At 60.8% G+C, this 19,853-nt stretch carries 20 protein-coding genes; 10 read left to right on the top strand and 10 right to left on the bottom strand.

The window, feature by feature from the left end:
* The first annotated feature begins 647 nt into the window (after nt 1-647).
* Nucleotides 648-1,837 (top strand): IS3 family transposase gene (locus P6U29_RS07685; protein WP_407117037.1). Its coding sequence is split into 2 segments (ribosomal slippage): nt 648-897 and nt 897-1,837, totalling 1,191 coding nucleotides; the frame shifts between segments, so codons are not numbered across the junction.
* 295 nt (nt 1,838-2,132) lie between these two features.
* Here P6U29_RS07685 and P6U29_RS07680 read toward each other — a convergent pair.
* From P6U29_RS07680 to P6U29_RS07670, 3 genes are all read right to left on the bottom strand, one after another.
* Nucleotides 2,133-3,275, bottom strand: a complete 1,143-nt coding sequence (locus P6U29_RS07680; RefSeq protein WP_407117036.1) for an MBL fold metallo-hydrolase — start codon at nt 3,273-3,275, stop codon at nt 2,133-2,135.
* A gap of 442 nt (nt 3,276-3,717) precedes the next feature.
* Entirely contained in the window at nt 3,718-4,236 is a 519-nt protein-coding gene (locus P6U29_RS07675) for a Cache 3/Cache 2 fusion domain-containing protein (RefSeq protein WP_407117035.1), read from the bottom strand.
* A gap of 482 nt (nt 4,237-4,718) precedes the next feature.
* Nucleotides 4,719-5,516 (bottom strand): ABC transporter substrate-binding protein, encoded by a 798-nt coding sequence (locus tag P6U29_RS07670; protein ID WP_407119267.1) that lies wholly within the window; start codon nt 5,514-5,516, stop codon nt 4,719-4,721.
* A 310-nt stretch (nt 5,517-5,826) separates the two neighbouring features.
* Here P6U29_RS07670 and P6U29_RS07665 point away from each other — a divergent pair, with 310 nt between their 5' ends.
* Nucleotides 5,827-6,381 carry an SOS response-associated peptidase family protein gene (locus tag P6U29_RS07665; RefSeq protein WP_407117034.1) on the top strand — a complete coding sequence of 185 codons (555 nt, stop codon included), beginning with the start codon at nt 5,827-5,829 and terminating at the stop codon, nt 6,379-6,381.
* Complete coding sequence (locus P6U29_RS07660; protein ID WP_407117033.1) at nt 6,378-6,635, top strand: hypothetical protein; 258 nt, start codon at nt 6,378-6,380, stop codon at nt 6,633-6,635. Before P6U29_RS07665 ends, P6U29_RS07660 begins: the two co-directional genes overlap by 4 nt.
* Nucleotides 6,636-6,752: 117 nt before the next feature.
* Here the strand turns inward: P6U29_RS07660 and P6U29_RS07655 are convergent, their stop codons facing one another.
* Complete coding sequence (locus P6U29_RS07655; RefSeq protein WP_407117032.1) at nt 6,753-7,124, bottom strand: SPW repeat protein; 372 nt, start codon at nt 7,122-7,124, stop codon at nt 6,753-6,755.
* Nucleotides 7,125-7,849: 725 nt separating this feature from the next.
* Between P6U29_RS07655 and P6U29_RS07650 the strand changes: the two genes are divergently transcribed.
* The 4 genes from P6U29_RS07650 to P6U29_RS07635 all read left to right on the top strand — a co-directional run bounded on the left by P6U29_RS07650 (nt 7,850) and on the right by P6U29_RS07635 (nt 10,456).
* On the top strand, nt 7,850-8,083 hold the full coding sequence (locus tag P6U29_RS07650) for a hypothetical protein (protein WP_407117031.1): 234 nt from the start codon (nt 7,850-7,852) through the stop codon (nt 8,081-8,083).
* Between the two features lie 31 nt (nt 8,084-8,114).
* Nucleotides 8,115-8,489 (top strand): hypothetical protein, encoded by a 375-nt coding sequence (locus P6U29_RS07645; protein ID WP_407119625.1) that lies wholly within the window; start codon nt 8,115-8,117, stop codon nt 8,487-8,489.
* A 525-nt stretch (nt 8,490-9,014) separates the two neighbouring features.
* Nucleotides 9,015-9,182 (top strand): hypothetical protein, encoded by a 168-nt coding sequence (locus P6U29_RS07640; RefSeq protein ID WP_407117030.1) that lies wholly within the window; start codon nt 9,015-9,017, stop codon nt 9,180-9,182.
* Between the two features lie 683 nt (nt 9,183-9,865).
* On the top strand, nt 9,866-10,456 hold the full coding sequence (locus P6U29_RS07635; protein WP_407119266.1) for an RNA ligase family protein: 591 nt from the start codon (nt 9,866-9,868) through the stop codon (nt 10,454-10,456).
* 134 nt (nt 10,457-10,590) lie between these two features.
* Here P6U29_RS07635 and P6U29_RS07630 read toward each other — a convergent pair.
* From P6U29_RS07630 to P6U29_RS07605, 6 genes are all read right to left on the bottom strand, one after another.
* Nucleotides 10,591-11,780 (bottom strand): IS3 family transposase gene (locus P6U29_RS07630; RefSeq protein ID WP_407119265.1). Its coding sequence is split into 2 segments (ribosomal slippage): nt 10,591-11,531 and nt 11,531-11,780, totalling 1,191 coding nucleotides; the frame shifts between segments, so codons are not numbered across the junction.
* A 232-nt stretch (nt 11,781-12,012) separates the two neighbouring features.
* A complete protein-coding gene (locus P6U29_RS07625; protein ID WP_407117029.1) occupies nt 12,013-12,234 on the bottom strand; it encodes a hypothetical protein in 222 nt (73 codons plus the stop codon).
* An 807-nt stretch (nt 12,235-13,041) separates the two neighbouring features.
* The gene (gene istB / locus P6U29_RS07620; RefSeq protein ID WP_407117028.1) at nt 13,042-13,803 is read right to left on the bottom strand and encodes an IS21-like element helper ATPase IstB; all 762 of its coding nucleotides are present in this window, start codon (nt 13,801-13,803) and stop codon (nt 13,042-13,044) included.
* Between the two features lie 14 nt (nt 13,804-13,817).
* Nucleotides 13,818-15,356, bottom strand: a complete 1,539-nt coding sequence (istA, locus tag P6U29_RS07615; RefSeq protein WP_407117027.1) for an IS21 family transposase — start codon at nt 15,354-15,356, stop codon at nt 13,818-13,820.
* A gap of 683 nt (nt 15,357-16,039) precedes the next feature.
* Complete coding sequence (locus P6U29_RS07610) at nt 16,040-16,219, bottom strand: hypothetical protein (RefSeq protein ID WP_407117026.1); 180 nt, start codon at nt 16,217-16,219, stop codon at nt 16,040-16,042.
* A 305-nt stretch (nt 16,220-16,524) separates the two neighbouring features.
* Nucleotides 16,525-17,187 (bottom strand): DNA ligase, encoded by a 663-nt coding sequence (locus tag P6U29_RS07605; RefSeq protein WP_407117025.1) that lies wholly within the window; start codon nt 17,185-17,187, stop codon nt 16,525-16,527.
* A gap of 544 nt (nt 17,188-17,731) precedes the next feature.
* Here P6U29_RS07605 and P6U29_RS07600 point away from each other — a divergent pair.
* The 3 genes from P6U29_RS07600 (at nt 17,732) to tnpB (ending at nt 19,811) form a co-directional block, all read left to right on the top strand.
* Complete coding sequence (locus P6U29_RS07600) at nt 17,732-18,004, top strand: hypothetical protein (RefSeq protein ID WP_407117024.1); 273 nt, start codon at nt 17,732-17,734, stop codon at nt 18,002-18,004.
* Nucleotides 18,005-19,014: 1,010 nt separating this feature from the next.
* Complete coding sequence (gene tnpA / locus P6U29_RS07595; RefSeq protein ID WP_407114555.1) at nt 19,015-19,464, top strand: IS66-like element accessory protein TnpA; 450 nt, start codon at nt 19,015-19,017, stop codon at nt 19,462-19,464.
* Nucleotides 19,461-19,811: an IS66 family insertion sequence element accessory protein TnpB gene (tnpB, locus tag P6U29_RS07590; RefSeq protein WP_407112426.1), complete on the top strand. Its 351-nt coding sequence runs from the start codon at nt 19,461-19,463 to the stop codon at nt 19,809-19,811. Before tnpA ends, tnpB begins: the two co-directional genes overlap by 4 nt.
* Nucleotides 19,812-19,853: the final 42 nt, after the last annotated feature.

The following is a 19,853-nucleotide window of genomic DNA, read 5'->3' as shown; positions in this document are numbered from 1 at the left end:
GGCGGAGAGGGGTGGCGTGCATCCCCTTGGTGGGCCTGAGCATCGTCAGGCCGCCTGGCGTAACGCCTCCTTCTTGTGCTCCTTCAACAGATCCATGTTGAGATAGCGATGATCCTCGAGCCAGGCCTCATGGCGCTCAAGGGACTGCATTTAACCGCTAATGTTCTTGGCTGGATTTGCGAGTTCGTCATTTCCATCCCGCAGAGCGCCACTGTGGTTTTCCGGTGCACCATTTGCTGAGTTGTTCGCGCTAGTCAATTCTACCATAAAGACTTCGCTGCAAAGGGCGAATGCCACGCCTGACCACCCCAGCTGGAAACAATGAGGCTCGGGAAACTCGGGATATCTTCCGGGCCTCGCTGTCTGCGCACGAGATTTCAATGACAGAGCATCCAGCCAGGCGTGAGCGTCCTCAGATGTTTCGCCGGCACCTCGGTTGAAAAGATCGCCTCCGCTGAGGCTTGCATCGCGATGCGAGATGGATCGACTTGCCGATGCGTTCTTGGCTGCGACCGATCTTCCGGCGGCCTCCTGCATGCTTCCGACCTGCCAGTGGCCTTCGCCGTCTGTTCGGCCAACGCGTTGACCTTGCCCCACGGGCTTAATCCAGCTTGAAGTTCGCTCTGGCCCACAACAAGGACCAGAGCATGAAGCGCAGCCGCTTTTCGGAAGAGCAGATCATCGGGATTTTGAAGGAGCACGAAGCTGGCGTTTCGGTCGCCGATCTGTGCCGCAAGCATGGCGTCAGTGACGCCAGCATCTACAAATGGAAGGCAAAATTCGGCGGGATGGAGGTGTCGGAGGCCAAGCGGCTGAAGACCCTGGAGGACGAGAACACACGACTGAAGCGGCTCTTGGCCGACGCCATGCTGGACAATGCGGCCTTGAAAGATCTCCTGGGAAAGAAATGGTGATGCCCGCTGCCAAGCGGAAAGCTGTCGCCCATCTCGTGGACGTCTACGGAATGAGCGAACGGCGGGCGTGTAAAGCCATCGGCTGCTGCCGCATGACGATAAGATACAAGGCGACCCGCGCAGATGATGCCGGCCTTCGCCAGCGCATGAGGGCGATCGCCCAGGAACGTCGCCGTTTCGGTTACCGCCGCCTGCACGTGCTGCTCAAGCGGGAGGGTTATCTGGTCAACCATAAGAAGCTCTTCCGGCTCTACCGGGAAGAGAGGCTCGCGGTACGCCGCCGTGGTGGCCGCAAGCGGGCAATTGGGACCAGGGCACCGATGATGGCGCCGATAGCCCCCAACGATCGTTGGTCGCTCGACTTCGTGTCGGATCAGCTCACCGACGGCCGTCGCTTCCGCATTCTGACCGTGGTCGACGATTGCACCCGCGAGTGTCTGGCGCTGGTGGCCGATACCTCGCTCTCGGGCGCCCGGGTGGCGCGGGAACTGGACCGCCTGATCACCGAGCGCGGCAAGCCCAAGACGGTGGTTAGCGACAACGGCACCGAACTCACCAGCAACGCCATTCTGACGTGGGCCGATCAGAGCCGCGTCGCTTGGCACTACATCGCGCCAGGCAAGCCCATGCAGAACGCCTTCATCGAGAGCTTCAACGGCCGGCTGCGGGATGAATTGTTGAACGAGACGTTGTTCACCTCGCTGGCCCAGGCCCGCGTCGCGCTCGGATGCTGGCGCGCGGATTACAACGACACACGACCACACTCACGGCTCGGATGGAGGACGCCGTCCGAGTTCGCCATCACCTGCAACCCGCGACGGGATCTGGCGCTGCGCTATGCTGAGGGCTCCGCGCCAGCTCCCGTCGCTACCACCGCCCAAATGGACAAATCCAACGACCGGGGCGAACTCAGGAATGGATAAAACTTGGGGGCAAGGTCAGCGTTGACCTCGCTCGCCACGGCGTCGAGCCAGCTTGACGCTTCTGCAGGCGTGCTTAAGTCCACCGGCCGCAGCTCGGCCTGCTGCGCCACATTCTGGGTAGCTCGGCGATCGACCGACAACCGATCGTCTGCTACTTCTTCGGCTAAGCAGGCGATGAAGAGGGTTTTCGCAAAACCCTCCGTTCTGCGGTGTATAATGCTGTACTAACTGCGAAAGCCGCAAGAAATTGCACCCGTTCACGGCCGCGAGCGCTAGAATTGCGTGCTGTCCTTGCTTAGCTAGCGAAGATGAAGCGTGTACCCGTGTAGGAGCGCAGGAGCTTGTTCGGCATCTCGGCCTTTGCCATTTCGTAGAACGGCTCACCAGTGCAGTGCAGTGGAATGACGTAGTCGATGTCGATCCCCTTCAGTGCTGTGATCGTGTCGCGCACATAGTCCTCCTTGTAGGGCGCGAGGTGGAACCCGCCGATCACGGCGTGAACCTTGCTGATACCCGAAGCCGCCTGGGCTTGCTTGATCGCATTGATGACCCCGCGATGGCTACAAGACGTCAACACGATCAACCCGCGGCCCTTTAGATTGAAGGCCGTGGCGATCTCGTGCCGGAACTGGTCCGGGACGACAGCCTTCGTCCGTTCATCCTCCGGAAGCTTATCGGCATAGCATCCAATGCCGTGGTGCACGCCGATCTTCATGGCGCTGGGGGACAGCAGCTTCTCAAAGCTCGTTTGGCCGATGTGCCCCGTGGTGAAGCCGTGATCCGCCACCAGTGCCGGTTCTTCCACATAAGTGACCGCAACATTCGCGTCTTCCAGTGCCTTGCGATCCAAGGCTCCGAAGTCGCCGCGCACCGGCGGAGCCGTCCATTCGCGGGAGCAGAATGCGTCCTCGCCGCCGACGTAAATCGGCAGCTTAGCTTTGAGCTTGCCGCTGTTTTGTTTCAGGAAGCCGGCGAGACCGCCAAAATGATCGTAGTGACCGTGGCTCAACACAAGGGCATCAAGCGCGGCCGGGTCGATGCCTACGAGATTGGCGTTGTTGACCAGCGCGTCCGGTGTGAAGCCGAAATCGACTAGGACATGTCGTGTTTCGGCGCCGCGCCGCGATTCGACGTGCATCGACAGTCCAAATTCACTGATCAACGTTTTGCCCGGCGGCTTGCCATCGCCGATGCCCCAGCCGAAGTGCTCAATCTCAACATCGGAAACCTTGCGGCTCGGGGCGACAGCGAATTGGTAGCTGTCGACGACCACCCGCACTGCCACACGATCGATCTCCGGAACCCTACCGGCGACCGCTTCTGCGCGTACAGGCTTTCCGCTGCCGAGTAGCGTCGCCACCACGGCGCTGAACAAGGCAGCACCGCCGCCGCAGACTACATCTCGTCGATGCATTGCGTTGCACTCGCAAATAAACATGATCCAATCCTCCCTTTAGGTGGCCTCTGCTGCCGCAAAGCATCAGGCGAAAACGCCCTCCAGGGCGGAGGCGTTGGAGTGCCGAACACACCAGCGTCTGGCAGCCCGCACACCGAGGATCGGACACATCATATCCCGCGCGGGGATAAGGTGGCGACTCACAATGGTCCGGTTCGAGTCAGAATCACGGTCTGCGCCGCGTGCAAGCCGCTTCCGATTTACACTGAGCAGCCGACGCTGGGGCAGGGTTCGAGCTAGGCAGCATCGGGCCGCAAGCGGCCGTCCCATCAACTGCACCATCCGCCCGTGAACCATGGCCCGCGCGAGAGTGGCGGATGTCTCTCGTTGCGGGCCGCAGTTGCGTCGCTGGTAGCGGCGTCACATATCGCCCCGAGCTACTCTCCATGGTTGGCGCCAATTCCGACGGGGGCAGACGAACGGGCTACTTCAAATAACCTACATAGTAGATTCCAATCACGTTTTTCGAAGAATCCAGTATCGGTTTGTACCCTGTGATGTAGGGTTTGCCGAGAATGTCTACTTCCCCATAGAAAGCTTCGCCTCTCCTGATGGCCTCAATGGCTTTGCCTTTCGGATCCAGGACTGTTCCAATCGCTCGCGAGCCATCATTCTTCACATTAGTGGCGACGCGGATGTACTCGTCACCACTCTTCACGAAGATGGTGGCCGTCCCCCGAGCCTGCTTTACGACGTCATCAACGACCTCGAAATTGTTGTTCATCTTGGTTGAACCAAAATAGATGGCAGGCGCCGGCTTGCCGCCGACAGCCTCTGTCCCTTCGATCTTAGGCGGACCTAGTTTAGTCGCCGTCGATTCCAGGAGCTCCATCGCGGACTTGACCTTCGCATCCTGAGCCTGACCAACGTCCGGCAAAAACATAGTGGCCCCGATGAGGCACGCGATTGCCCAGATGCCGTTTGCAATTTGCTTGAGGTTCATGACCCTTCCTCCAAATAAAAAACGCCTGCAGGCGACCAACGGTCGTCTCCGAGCCTTCGGCGACGGCGCGGAAGATCATGCTGCGGCGGTTTTGGGTTTACCGACATTCGACCTCGCACTGATAGGCGTGCCGGGGTACCGCGTCTCGACCAAGTCCGGCATACTCGCAGACTAGGTCCTTGGATCAATCGAATGTACGCCTCTAGAATTTCGTCAAAGAGGCACGCGGGCCATATCCCGCGCGTAGGGCAGCTTACTGCTGAAACACAGCGCGGCCCACACCCCAATTTGGACAGCATTTCTGCCTGTAAGGAGATCGTTCAGCGAGCCGGCCTTGGGCCGTCGCATCTATGCCTATGTCGCAGTTGGGTCATTCGCGTCGATTTGGCCGCGTCGCCCACCACGTCCGGTCTGGCCTCGGCTGCTGACGTGCCGGGCGCCATCGCGGTCTTCGCCTTCGGGCCGACAACGGAAATCGCGCCTTATTCGATCACCTCGTCGGCACGGGCGAGCAGCGATGGGGGGATTTGGATGCGTAAGGAGCGCGCGGTTGCCGAGTTGAGAACCAAATTGAACTCCGTAGGCTGCTGAATGGGCAGATCATCCGGCCGAGCACCTTTTAAAATACGTGCGGCGTAAGTGCCGATTTTTTGAAAAGTTCCGACAAGGCTGGGCCCGTAGCTCATCAAGCCACCAGCCGCCGGAAATTCGCGGAATTCGTAGGAGGCCGGAAGCGAATGACGATTGGCCAATGCGACAATTTGCGCACGCAGGTTAAAAAACATCGCATCGTTGCTGACGAGCACCGCCCCGACTTGGGCACTGACTAGCTGCCTGAATGCTGGTTCGAGGGCATCCGGGTTGCGCGCCTTTGCGACTTTCAAGGGCCGCCCGGTCGAACGGGCAATATCGTCGATTTCCTGCAGCAGGTCTTGATTGTCGGGGTTTACCAAAAATCCGACGGTAGCGTTTTGCTGGAGCAGCTCCTGAATCAGTTCAAGACGCTTAAGGACAAGCGTCGCTGTCATCATAGATATGCCCGTGGCGTTGCCTCCGGGATGAGCGAAGCTCTTTGCCAGCCCGAGCTTCACCGGGTCTGACGCGATTACGAATACGATCGGAATGGTTGAAGTTGCCCTCCTCGCGGCGAGCGCAGCCACATTGCCCCCTCCGATGATCAAGGCCGGATTGAGGTGCAAGAGCTCTTGTGCGAGCTCCGGAAGCCTATCGTGGTTTCCTCGTGCCCACCTACGTTCTATCGTGACGTTTCTTCCGACCATGTAACCACTCTCCGCGAGACCTCTTTCGAACGCTGCGTCATAAGGGCTCGCCGTGTCAGGTGACCCCACGGACAGCACACCAATTATAGGTACCGCTGATTGTTGCGCGCTCGCCGCAAGCGGCCACAGAGGTGCCGCACCGACAAGAAGCGTGATGAACTCGCGCCGTCTCATGTCCGCTCCCAAGCTCTCAGGCGGCATCGTAGCGGTCCAGGCGGGCACAATGATAGAGGCTTGAAACCGCCATGACAGCCATTGCCGCACCGCACAACCAAATGTCGTAGTTCGGTCAAAATGCGAAGAACTCAACTTGAGCAAATCTAGTCCGCCATGCGCCGGCGATGGTCAGCGCGAGATGACGATGATGCGCTGGGGCATGCCGCCACCGCCACGCGTCGGTGGGCCTCCGGTCACTAACGTGCGCAATACCGCCTCGCCGCACTGGCGCGCCTGGCTCAAGCCGGAGAACCGCTGTCTGGTGCCGGCGAACAGTTTTTCGGAATACGCGCCAGAGCCGGACCCTGCGACCGGAAAGAAGGACGTTATCTGGTTCGCTCTGGCCGACGAGCGGCCCCTGTTCGCCTTCGCGGGCATCTGGACGACCTTCAACGGCGACCGTGGCACGAAGTCGAAGCCGATCCCCGGGCCGCATGTGGTCTACGGCTTCCTGACGACGGCACCAAACGCAGTGGTCGAGCCGATCCATCCCAAGGCCATGCCGGCCATCCTCACCACCGATGAAGAATGGGACGTCTGGATGCGCGCGCCGTGGGACGAGGCGAAGGCGCTGCAGCGGCCCTTGCCCGATGAAGCCCTGAAGATAGTGGCCCGTGGCGAGTCGAAGGAAGATCAGGCGGCGGCATGAAGCACGTTGAGGCCCGCCCCTATGCGGATCCTGAAGCCGCAGCGCGGAAGCTTGTCCAGCTCGCGTCCAACATCGAGCCGGTCCAGGACGGCCGCATTCATATCGAGAAGATCAACGCGCCATTCCTCTACACCCTGAAAGGCAGCGGATCTGAGTTCGGCGCTGGCATCAAATACGCTGTCCAGCAAGGCTGGCTCGAGCTGCACGAGAGCGGGACTTATGTGCGATTGCCGAGCCAAGGCCGACCGCGCTGAGTAGACCAGCGCGCCCCGTGCCGGCCCCGAGGTGCGCACCGACTTACATCCGCTCGCCAGGACATGGTTTTGCCGATGACGGCGAAGCTATGCCACGAGCCAGACGATCCCAGCCTCTCAGCTACGGGTGGTAAGCCGCGGCGGCTTCTGGGACATCATCCAGAGCTCGATGGCTGCCAGGATCGCGACCGCCGCGCCGATGATCACATGCACCGTCATTGCGGTGGTTCCCTGGAAGCCCAATACCCAGGGCGATACCAACGCCCACAAGCCGACGATTAGGTTCAGCCACTCCTCCCACGCTGCGAATGCCGCCAGCGCCGCGATCGCAAGGATCGCGATGGCGATACCGGTGATAACGGCGTTTTGAGAGACCGTCCCGGCATCGAAACTGAATATCCAGGGCGAAACGAACAGTACCGCGCCGAGGATCAGGTTCGCAACGTCACAAAAGTTGGCGTTTGTCCAATTCTCTTGCCAATTCTGCATGACACCCCCTCCATTGGAGGTTTTCTATGCCAAATCAACCGTATGATCGCCGAGCCGGTTTCCATCGCGGCCCGCGGCATAATGGCAACCGGAGCGGCGGACCTGCCGCGCCTGGACGCGGCCGTCCGCGATCGCCCATACCACGGCGGCCGGCAAAAGTACGGGATCAAGTTCAAGAACCGCAGCCACCCCGCGGTGGCGCGACACTTGACGCGCTGTCCTGCTCTGGAGCGGAAAACTCGAACCAGGAGGAACGAACGGGGCGCGCACGAGTCGTTAGGCTGGCGAGACCAAATCGATCAGCCGTAGTCCTCCCCGTGTGCAACGACCATGCGTTACGTGGCATATGCACTCGATCTGTGGGGTGTCGCTCATGCGACCTATGAGCTGGAGTGCGGCTGCGACGATGATGCTAACCGTCGAGCTGTGAAATTCCTCGAAGCGCACCCGGTGATCGAAGTATGGAGCGGCCCTCGTCGGGTCGCAAGGTTTACCGCCGATACCACAGGCGGGGCGCCGGCTAGGGCGGAAGCCACCCAGCGCCGAAGAACCGGGTAGAGCTTTGCTCCCTATCTGATGTCCTCCCAAGCAGCGGCCGGTCCGGCCTTCTCGCCCTAAAATTCCTATCCATCTTGAAAGTAGATCAAGCCTCTCTAAGTCTTGCGCCGGAGGGGGCTCCTCCGACCACTTTTGGAAAGGATTGCTTGTAACCGTCGAGGACGACGATGATGACACTCGAAGAAAAGCTCGCCCGCTTGCGCACCCACCGCAATAACATTCACCGCTACCACCGGCTGCTCAAGACCCGCCTTTCCGATCTGGAGCGCGAGTACATCGAAAGCCGTCTCTCCGAGGAACGAGCGGCGCTGGTAAGCCTCGCGCGCACGACGTTCCCCATTCCTTTCAAAATGCCGCCACCAGAGCAGCAGCCGCAGACCTTCAAGCCTGAGGTGGCTTGAGCTTGCCGCTGCGCATCAGGAGCTCGCGCCCGTGCGACAGCGGCCCATTAACGGCGTCGAGCCGGAAAGAACCGAGGATGACATTACGCGTGAGCTGCTCGGCCCGCGGGGCGTTCCGGGCGCTCCCGACCCCGCCCGCATGGTCCCGCAGCTCGAGAAGAACACGCCAACGCACCTAAGGTGGAGAACCCCGAGCTCCGACGGTGAGCCGGGCAACCGGAACCTTGTTGATCCGGTCAAGGGCGGAGAGGCGGAACGGGCAGTGACCAACCACCATTGTTCCGAATTGCGGGGCGCCGTCGATGGCGGTGCAAAGATGCAGAACGCTCAGAAGTACATCAACATTGCCGCTCTAGTCGCGCTCGCTGGTTGGCTTGGTCTCTGTTTCAAGATGGGCTGGTACTGATGGGACGGCTTACGCCCGGCGTAGACCACATCGGCCCCAGCCTGGAGGTTTTTCCGGATCGAAAAACGAGCTGGGACCGAGAGGTCTGCCACCGTCTGGATCGGCAAACGCTGTTTCATCCCGCAAAACCATCCCTTGTGCATTCAAACTTAAATCGGACGCAAAACGAAGGCCCCAGTCCGGGGACAAACCTGGGGCCTAGTCGGACTCCACGCCAGCAAAGACGGATCATAGAACCCGCTGCGGGAGCGCTAGTTCCTAAAAGCCGAACGCCACGCCCTTCATCGAACGCGGCTCGACCTTCTTCCGGCTGCTGCCCGGACGTCATCAAAATGAAGAGGCAGTTAGCCTTGGACTCTCCTCCCGTGCGTGCTGGCCGTGGCTCCTTAGAGAGCTGAGGCCTTTTCGTGGGCAGGTGAGGAACTCGCATACGGGCGCGGTCAGATTCTGCGCTTTCCCATTGAACCTTTACTCGGGCCGCCGGACGAACCCTCAATCGGGGGAAGCCAGAGCTAGAGGTTTCCCATGCGCACGATCTTAATCGCGGCTGTTACCTTCTTCGCTGCTGCAACGACTTTGCTGTGGTCCTACCCGCAGTCGACCAAGCTTCATGTCGCCACCAAAGCCATTGGTCACTGCAAGAACTATCACAGCTTGGCCGGGGTAAAAGCGTCCGATCTACTGCCCAACTAAGCAAGTCGGAGCGGGAACAAGGCTCCCGCTTAGCGGAATCGCTACGGCCGTCTCCGCGATTTGCCGGTTCGACCCTGCTAAACCGCGGCCGTTTAGATTCGTTTTTTCCGGAGTCTGCGCCTATTTCGTCTTCATGCGTATGGCGTACGAACTCTGCCTGGCCACCGCCGGCAAGTCCCGGCCCCGCAAGAAAAGTTGGGGCATCGCCGCTTTCTCCCGACGCGATTTACATACGTGAATGAACTTCAAAACTGAATGCGCTCCCTGCTAGCTGGAGGGCAATTCGGGAGCATGCTTTATTGACTGACGAAGTTCCATCGCAGAGCCGGTTTTTCGTTCGAATAGGAGGCAAAGGTTGGATGGTCTACGACCGAGAACGCAAGGGCCCAGCACTGCTCGGGACAGGCTGGGCGGCCAATTTGACCCAAGAACGAGCTGAACAAGTGCTACGTTTGCTTACTTCTTCTCCTGCGGAGAAGCCGCCCTCTGCGAAATGACAGTGGCCCGCCACTGTGACCCGGACGGCCTTAAAAAAGGGCGACCCCAGCTGGGCAGCAGCTGAGGCCGTGGGGGACTGCTCCGGCTTCAGGGGGCTCTTGGGGACACCGGAGCAGAGAGCCAATTCGCCAAATTGCCACTTGTTCCCGACTCGTAAAATCAGCGGGAAATCTTATCTTCGGCCCATGCGTATGGCGTACGAGCCTTGCTTGGCTACCGCCGCTAAGCAAGTCCCCTCGAGGCCCGATTGGATCCACGAAGTAAAGCACGACGGCTACCGGATGCTAGTCATCCGGGAGAACGAGCGCGTGCGTCTACTCTCGCGCAACGGCACCGACTGGACCAAGCGCTATCCCTGGATCGCCGAGGCGGCGCTCAAGAACCGGCAGAAGCGCTTTGTGATCGATGGCGAGGCCGTGATCCTTGGGGTGGACGGCATCAGCGACTTCAACGCGTTGCACAGCCGGCAATACGACCATGAGGTGCAGCTCTACGCCTTCGATATTCTGGCGATGGACGGCGACGACTTGCGCGATCTGCCTCTGCACCTCCGCAAGACAAACCTAGAGAGGCTATTGGCACGGCGGCCAGACGGCATCACCGTGGCGCCCTTCGAGCGGGGCGAGATCGGTCCCGACCTCTTCCGAGCGGCTTGCCGCATGGGTCTCGAAGGGCTTGTATCCAAACATCGCGATCGGCCTTACCGCGGCGGCCGGCAAAAATTCTGGATCAAGGTCAAGAATCGTAGCCATCCCGCGACGGAACGGGAGCTGTGATGGCTTACAAAAGAGGCGCACGGGAAGGTGCCATGAAACTCCCTCGCGGAAAATTCATGGGCAAGCGCGTCGGCAAGCCGCCCGCAGACGAAGCCGAGCACTTCCTGAAATGACCGTGACCTTGCCCCCAACTTTTATCCAATCCTGAGTTCGCTCCGGTCGTTGGATTTGCCCGGTTGGGCGGTGGGAGCGACGGGAGCTGGCGCGGAGCCTTCGGCATAGCGCAGCGCCAGATCCCGGCGCGGGTGACAGGTGAAGGCGAACTCGGAGGGCGTTTTCCATCCGAGCTGCGAGTGGGGTCGGGCATCGTTGTAATCGGCCCGCCAGCATCCGAGTGCGACGCGAGCCTGGGCCAGTGACGTGAACAGCGTCTCGTTCAGCAATTCATCCCGCAGCCGGCCGTTGAAGCTCTCGATGAAGGCATTCTGCATTGGCTTGCCCGGCGCAATGTAGTGCCAGGCGACGCGGCTCTGATCCGCCCATGTCAGGATGGCGTTGCTGGTCAGCTCGCTGCCGTTGTCGCTGACCACCATTTTCGGCTTGCCGCGCTCGATCATCAGCCGGTCCAGTTCCCGCGCCACGCGGATGCCGGAGAGCGAGGTATCGGCCACCAGCGCCAGGCACTCGCGGGTGCAGTCATCGACCACGGTGAGGACGCGGAAGCGGCGGCCGCAGGTCAGCTGATCCGACACGAAGTCGAGCGACCAGCGCTCGTTCGGCGCCATCGGCACCGTCATCGGCGCCCTGGTCCCGATGGCGCGCTTGCGGCCGCCACGGCGGCGCACTGCAAGCTTCTCTTCCCGGTACAGCCGGAACAGCTTCTTGTGGTTGACCCTATAGCCCTCCCGCTTGAGCAGGACATGCACGCGCCGATAGCCGAAGCGGCGGCGCTCGTGCGCGATCGCCTTCATGCGCTGGCGAAGGCCGCCATCGTCCGTCCGGATCGTCTTGTATCTCACAGTCATGCGGCAGCTGCCGATGGTTTTACACGCCCGCCGTTCGCTCATCCCGTGGGCATCCATGAGATGGGCGACAGCTTTCCGCCTCCTCGCGGGCGTCACCATTTCTTTCCCAGCAAGTCCTTCAGCGCGACATTGTCGAGCATGGCATCCGCCAGCAGCCGCTTCAGCCGCGTGTTCTCATCCTCCAGCGCCTTCAGCCGCTTAGCCTCCGACACCTCCATACCGCCGAACTTCGCCCTCCATTTGTAGATGCTGGCGTCGCTGACGCCATGCTTGCGGCACAGGTCGGCAACCGAAACGCCGGCCTCGTGCTCCTTCAAAATCCCGATGATCTGCTCTTCCGAAAAGCGGCTGCGCTTCATGCTCTGGTCCTTGTCGTGGGCCAGAACGAACTTCAAACTGGATTAAGCCCGTGGGGCAAGGTCAACCGACCTGCGGCGGCTGGATCGATCTGCGCGATCTTGCCGCTATCTTGGACCATGAGGGCCCACTGCGTCACTCCGTTGCAGATCGCCCGCAATAGGACAGAGAGGTCCACCAATGGATTAGAGCGGCCAGCGGCCCTGGGAGCCGGCGGGTTATCAATGCCTTTGCTCAGGTTTGCTTGCCGCGCATGCAGTTGATGACAAACTCTCGCTTTGCGCGACCTTGCCCCTTCATTATCCCGCCCGCGCTCGAGAACCCACGTTCGGCAGCAAGCTGCCTGCAGCTATCTAAACTTCGGACAAAGCCTTTACGCGACATGCCCTGCTGAGCCTGCACAGCGCCGGCGGCCAGAGCCAACGTAAGGGAAGCAAAAAAGATAAGCCTAATCATTCCCAATCTCCCACATCTAACAAGGAGAGGAATGGCATGAGCCCCCGAGCGGGATGTCTCGCGCCCTTGTCAATAACTTGCGAAGCGCTTAGCACCGCTGTCAACTAGCGTGATGCCCAGGATTACCGAGCACTGATAGACTGTAGCACGAAGGCCCGCCAGTCTGGACCAGCGGGCCCTCCTCCAAATTTCACTTTTTCAGGCAAAGACCAACCGTCGGTGAAGTGCCACACTTAGCGCCATCTGCGCTCCCACCACCGGGACAAAACACCGAGACAAGGGTTTCGCTGTTGTCGCAATTGACGGCGCCATCAGCTTGCACTGCGCGTATATTGACCGTCCCTGGATCGCCCTTGTCTCCCTTCTCACCTTGCCTGAGAGGGCTGCAATAGAGAAAGCCCGCCAGCGTGAGCCCGCGGGCCAAGTGCTCCTACATCGGAGCCTCGTCCCAGATGCTCCTGGTTGCGGTGTCCGCGATCGTGAGCGAGCCATCGGCATAGATTGGCGCGTCGATCGACCTTAATCCAAACTTGCCGACCCCTTGCTGGTTGGCCTCCCGGTAGCAGGCCCTGATAAACTCTCGGACCCTTCCTTGTACTTCGTCACGCTGAAGCGTGTTGAAGCCGGCGATAATCGGCAAGCTCGTCGATGCGATGAAGCGAGATCGGAATTTCGATGCGCATTCCGACGAAGTCGGCCGTAGATTCCAAGCGAAGCCGGCCGCCTGTACCGATTGAAGCCGGCCATGGATTCCGATGATCCCGGCCGCCTGCCGAGGCGGGCTCTCGCGACGACGTCGTCATCAGGTCAGTTGGCGGGCTCGTCGTCAAGCGTCTGACGCTTGGCGGCGGCCTTGCGTAGGCTCTCGCCCTTGAGGGTAAGCCTGTGGGCGTTGTGCACGAGGCGATCGACGATGGCGTCGGCAATGGTTGGGTTGCCGATGAGCTCGTGCCAATGCTCGACCGGGAGCTGGCTTGTCACCACGGTCGAGCCGCGGCCATGGCGATCCTCCATCATCTCCAAGAGGTCGCGTTGCTGCTCGGCAGTCATCGGGGCAAGTCCCCAGTCGTCGAGGACCAGAAGCTCGACGCGGGCCAGGGTCCTGAGGAGGCGAGCATGGCGGCCGTCGCCCCGCGCGAGGGTGAGCGCCTCGAACAGCCGCGGCAGCCGTTGATAGAGCACGGAGCGGTTGTCCCGACAGGCCTTGTGGCCCAAGGCGCAAGCGATCCAGCTCTTGCCGACGCCGGTTGGGCCGATGATGAGCAGGTTCTGATGCCGGTCGATCCATTCGCCGGCGACGAGCTTTTGGAACAGCGGCTTGTCGAGCCCGCGCGGCGCCTTCATGTCGATATCCTCGACGACGGCGTTCTGCCGGAGGCTGGCGAACCGCAACCGAGCGATCAGCCGCTTGTTCTCGCGCTCGGTCGCCTCACGGTCGACCAGCAGTGCGAGGCGCTCCTCGAAGGCCAGCGTGGCGGTGTCGGGCTGTCGCTGCTGTTCGTCGAGGGCCTTCGCCATGCCGTTAAGCCCGAGTGCGACGAGGCGGTTGTGGGTGGGATGTGTCAACATCGTCTCTCCTTTCTTCAGTGGTAGTAATCGGTGCCGCGGATATTGCCGTGGCGGATCGGTGGGTCGTCCGGCGGCCTCTCGTTTGCGTAAGCGCGATCGAGCCCGTGCTGCAGGATCGACTTGATCGAGCCGTAGGAGGTCGCGCCGATGTCGTTACCGCGCCGGCAGGCGGCCTCGATGCGGGCCGAGCCGTAGCTGCGCGCGAGCCGCAGAATGCCGAGACAAGCCCGGAAGCCCTGCTCGGGGTGTGGCTTGGCTTTCATGATCGCCTCGAGGAGAGCGATCGTGGCGGGGCCGATCTTGGCGGCTTCTCGTTTGATCCGTGCTGGCGTCCATTCGGCATAGCGCCGGTGCGCGCTCGGCATGTGCTCCGGGATCGTGGTGTGGCGATGGGGTACGCAAGAGCGGGCGTGACTGGCGACCCGGACGCCCTTGTGCAGGATCTCGATCGTCCGGTCGGTGATGCGCGCCTCAAGCTCCTCGCGGATCAGGCGTGAGGGCACCGAGTAGTAGTGACCGGCGATCTCGACGTGATAGTCGGGCGCGACGCGGCACTTCTTCCATTCGGCGTACTGATACGGCGGCGGTAAGGCTTTGAGCGCCGTCTTGTCGATCTGTGCGAACAACTCGTTGCGGCTCACGCCGAGCTTGCGCATGATCTTGGCGTTGAGGTCGGCAACCGCCTCGCGGATGGCCGCGTTGAGCTCGTCAAGCGAGAAGAAGCGCCGGTTGCGCAGCCGCGCCAGCACGAACCGCTGGACAATTTGCACCGCCACTTCCACCTTCGCTTTGTCGCGCGGCTTCCTCGGACGCGCGGGCAGGATCGCAGTGCCGTAATGCTCGGCCAGTTCCTGGTAGGTGCGATTGATGCCCGGTTCATAGCGGCAGGTGGCGGTGACGCCGGCCTTCAGATTGTCGCAGACGATCGCCTTCGGCACGCCGCCGATCATGCGCAGGGCATTGACATGTAACCCGATCCAGTCGGCCAGCCCTTCCGACCAGCGCGCCTCGGCAAAGGTGTAGTTGGATGCTCCCAGCACTGCGACGAAGACATGGGCCAGCCGCTGCACGCCGGTCGCGGCATCGAACACCTGCACGGTGTCGCCCGCGAAGTCGACGAACAGCTTCTCTCCGGGCCCGTGCACCTGCCGCATGCTCGGCGAGATCGTCTCGCTCCATTTCCGGTAGAGATCGCAGAACCGGCTGTAGCCATAGCCGTCGGCGTGCTCGGCGCGATATTCCTCCCACAGCAGGAGCAGCGTCACACCGCGCCGCTTCAGCTCCCGGTGCACCGCCGTCCAGTCAGGCAACGGCCGCGCCGGTTTCTCCTCGAACGTCGGCGGCGTGAACAGCCGGCGCTCGAGCTCGCCGTCGTCCATCCCTTCCGGCACCGGCCAGGTGATGCCGATCACGGCAGCCCGCCGCAGATACTCGCCAACCGTCGATCGGCTGATGCCGACGGTGACGGCGATCTGCCGTTCGCTCACGCCAAGGGCGTGCCGCAGTCTCAAGACTTCTCGAACCTTCCGCATCGGCGCTCTCTCGGCGGGCATCAGACCTCCCCTTGCTTGGCCGCAAAGGGGGGGGTCCGCGATTCGATCGCCGTCTTCGAGAGCGTCAGGCCGGTCTCAACAGGGTGGCCGGCTTCGATCGGAATGGGTGGCCGACTTCCGTCGGAATCGGTGGCCGGATTGCATCGGAATCAGTGGCCGGCTTGCATCGGATTACGCAATTTCGATGCGATCAGGCGAATCTGTCCCGACACGCTGGCCTTCTACCGCACAGTGAGGAAGGTGCCGGAATTTAGAGCTGTTCACCACGAATGGGCGTCAGGCGGACGCGCTCGCGCAGTGAAGGCGTACAAGAGAACGAGGACGCAGAAGCGCTACAATGAGGTGATGGCGGCACTGCCGAGCAGGATGCCGCTAGACGCCAAGATCGAAATCGTCAGCATGATCTACGAGGCTCACGCCCTGCGTCGCTATAGGGAAAGCCGTTCGGGATTACGAAAGCCGCGTCCCGCATCAAAGAGTTCATCGCGGATTACTATCGCGATAATCCGGTTATGGCGTATGGTGACATCAAGACACCCTGGTCGCTCGACGCTCCGATTGGTCACGACACGGGCACCCGTCTGGTTGAGACCGTCTCGGAAGGACTGTGGTGAACGCTGATCGGTTCGGTAGCAAGTAAGGCCCGCCGGACCACATCTGGCGGGCCGCCTCTTGTGTGCAGGTTAGCGCTGATGCCCTAAACCAACTCCAAGGCTTCGCGCCTTTTGCCTCAACGAGCCCTCGGATCGCTTCATCAGCTTCGAGAGCTTGGCTACCGGCGTGCGAGCCTTGGAATGTGCCTTCAATAGCTTGACGTCTTCCTTCGTATACTCTTTGCGCTTGCTGTTGGTCTTTTTTGCCACTTGATGTTCTCCAACGTGATCGCGCGCCGGGTTAAAGTGCTCATGCGAATCCGTCAAGGGAGGATGACGTTGATAGGACATTCAGGTTGCAATTGATGGTTTGTGCCATGGGCAGCACTGACGGGCTTGGTCATATTTCGTGATTGAACCGCTTAACTCTGCAATCGACCAACACTTTATTGCTTCCAAAATTATAGGAGGCGTACATGTCATCTCCAGAAGAAGACGATCGGCGCGAGTTTCTAGAGGCTTGCGGTAGGTTTGCCTCTGTAACACCTCCGGCCATTACAGCGTTGCTGTCGACCTCACTTAGTAGCAGCGCAATTGCCAGCTCCGACGGCCGGCGCCGTGTATCCCTCATCACTACCGCTCAGAACCGAAGGCCGCGAGAAGCTGCCTCGGAAGCGGCGCAAGAATCCCGAGTCACCGCGCCCGCTCAGGTCACTCCACAGACCTAGCGAAGCCCCTGGTGAGGCGCCTGCAAGCTGCTGGGCGCCGACGCTGCCGACTTGCTCCAAGAGGGCGTCGGCATCGCCGCGATGCTTTGCGACCAGTTCCTCAAGTCCCATTCGGCAGGCGGCTCGGAACAGACCCGGGCCAATCTCGCCACGCTCGAATGGCGCCACGGTGATCCGGTCCGGCTGGCGTGCCAATAGCTGCTCTAGGTCGGTCTTGCGCGTGTGGAGAGGCGGCGAGCGCAGGTCGTCGCGGTCCATCGCGACAATGTCGAAGGCGTAGAGCTGGACTTCGTGCTCGTGCTTGCGGGAGTGCAGCGCACTGAAATCGGATATGCCATCTACTCCGAGGATCACGGCCTCTCCGTCAATAACGAAATGAGTCTGGCGGTTCTTCAGTGCGGCCTCGACGATCCACGGATAGCGCTTCGTCCAGTCGGTGCCGTTGCGCGAGAGGAGGCGCACGCGTTCATTCTCCCTGATGACTAGCATCCGGTAGCCGTCGTGCTTCACTTCATGAATCCAATCCGGTCCTGATGGGACCTGCTTGCCGGCGGTCGCCAGGCAGAGCTCATAAGGCTATACGCATGGACGGAAGATAGGAGCCCGACACGGATTTTACGAATCTGCTGAAGTTCCTGCGGGGAACAGTGCTGAGACGTACAGACATCGCGATGAGCGACGAGTAGCCTCGTTGTCGCTTGGCCCTTCCCTAGACCGAGGACCAAGCTTCCTCCAGCGGCCCCGGCCTCACCCTCAACCGCCCCCCCCGGCCGGGGCCGTCTTTGGGGTTGCTGAAATTAGGATGAACGGCACCGGAATGTAAGACCGAGGATCGCAGATCTTCACCCTTGAGCAACGCATGCACGACGTGCAGACGATTTTTGAGAAAGTCGATTCAGAGCGCGCAGTTCTGTTTGGCGCATCCGAGGGCGGCCCGTGTCTGCAATCCGCGTCCGACCCTCATCTTACATCGTATTGGAGACCGCTGGCTCGAGATCGAGCACGCGCGCTCCTTGCTTTGGCAACAACTACGTTGCCTTACAGGAGGTGTATCATGAAGACCGCACTCCTTATTGCAGCTATATTAGCCGTTGGTGTCGTATCAGCTGATGCTGGTCATAAACAGCGTCATGGTTCATCATTCCATAAAATGCACCGTGTTGGATCAAGCATGGCGGCTGTTGGCGTTCCAGCAGGCGCTAGTCTCGGCGAACAGCCTGCTTCGGCACTTTATAGGCGGAATCTGCGCGACTCAGGCTACGATGCTAAGAAGAACTTTGATAAAGCTGGTCATATGTGCGTGTCCTGTGATTTTTACGGCAATTGACCAAGCTGGTGCTGTGGCGACTGAGAACGGGATAACAACAGGAGCAGCCGGGCAAGACGAACCGGGCCGGGTGCAAATAGAAGCCTCGCATTTTTTGAATACGAGCTTCGCCAAAAAATAGCCCCCGAAGAATGGCGAACGCGCAGCCGACATCGAGGAACGATCGTGTCCGCACTCCGTTCGACTATCGATCTTGCGTTGCTATCCGTTCGCAAGACCTGTTCTAAGACTTAGCCCCCGCTCGTCCCCCGCGAGCCGGGGCGTTCCTTTTTGCGTCGGATTCACAAATTTGAATCCCAGCAGGATGATTTTTTGGGATGAAGGTGCGTTTGCCGACCAACGGTAGACCTCTCGGTCCCAGCTCGTTTTTCGATCCGGAAAAACCTCCAGGCTGGGGCCGATGTGGTCTTGCAACAAGATTAGCGGCATTTGAGCACAGAGGCCGCCGGTTCACGCTGGCATGCTTGCGTGCTAGCGCTTAGAGCGCCGCGTCGATCGTGCGGAACGTCGCGGCATCGGCCGCAGGGGCTGTTCCAGAGCGGCTCCTGCGGCCGTCGCAATTGGTCACTGGCCACGGTGACGGGCCTTTGGCACCTGCTGCTCCCAATCTCAATTAACTCCCGCCTCCCCACAAGGTCGGCGGGATTTTTCTTGAGGTGGGAAATTTACGGGTGGTTTGGCAGCGCAACGGACAGGGGCGGCTTCCCCCTCGCGAAATCGGGTCGAAGATCGGAGCCCCGCCTTCCGCATGCCCCACAAACAAACCGCGGCTCAAGATCCGACAGCCGCACGTCGTCTGGCCAGCAATCAGCATTCAGTGCCAAGCTGTGGCTGCACCGATAATCCGCGCAATAGACCAGGACGCTACCTACGGGACCTGGATGCACCGCTACGGCGGGCTGGACACCTATGGGCTCACTCGCACCGTGAGCGTCATCCAGGGACCACGCACTGAGGGCTGATCTGGTCGGCTAAGAATATCTCGCGGAATGGTTTGTCGCGAGGTCACAATGTCCAAGGATAGTCGTAAGGATAGCGATAAGGATAGGCATACGTCTATCCTTGAAGACGGCGCCGACACGCTGCAGCGCATCGAGATCATCACGGGGACGGGCCGGCGTCGGCGCTGGTCGACCGACGCGAAGGCGGCGATTGTTGCGGAGAGTTTTGCGCCGGGGGCGAGCGTGTCCGCGGTGGCGCGGCGGCACGATATCAGTCCAAGCCTGTTGTTTCTCTGGCGTCGCCAGGCAACGCAGGCGCAAGTCGCGGGGCGCGGGGACAGAGGCATGCTACCTGGCTTTGTGCCGGCCGCGATCATCGGCTGCGGGAGCAAATTGCCGAGTGGGGAGCAGGCGGCGATCGAGATCGAGGTCGGCGCGGTTCGGATCCGTGTCAGGGGGACAATCGACCGGCGGGCACTGTGCGAGGTGCTGGCGGCAGTCGGGGCGATTGGTCGATGATCGGGCTTCGATCTGGGTTGTCGATCTGGATTGCGACGCAGCCGGTCGATTTCCGCCGCGGCATGGACTCGTTGGCGATGCTGGTGAGCGAGGCCTTTGGAGCCGATCCGTTCGACGGCGGACTTTATGTCTTCCGCTCCAAGCGCCGAGATCGCGTGAAGATCCTGACCTGGGATGGGAGCGGCCTTGTCCTTTACTACAAAAGAATCGAGGGACAGTTCACCTGGCCGCCGATCAAGGGAGGCGTCATGCCGCTATCTCATGCTCAGCTCTCGGTGCTGCTCGATGGCTCGGACTGGAAGCGTCTGCCGATGCGAGTTGTGGATCAGCCAGCACGAGCTGGTTGATCCTTATTAGAAGTCGTTCGTCACTCATGCGGAGTTGTTGTA

Source organism: Bradyrhizobium sp. LMG 9283 (assembly GCF_045571415.1).
Taxonomy (GTDB): Bacteria; Pseudomonadota; Alphaproteobacteria; order Rhizobiales; family Xanthobacteraceae; genus Bradyrhizobium.
This window is presented reverse-complemented; position numbering and strand designations above follow the sequence as displayed.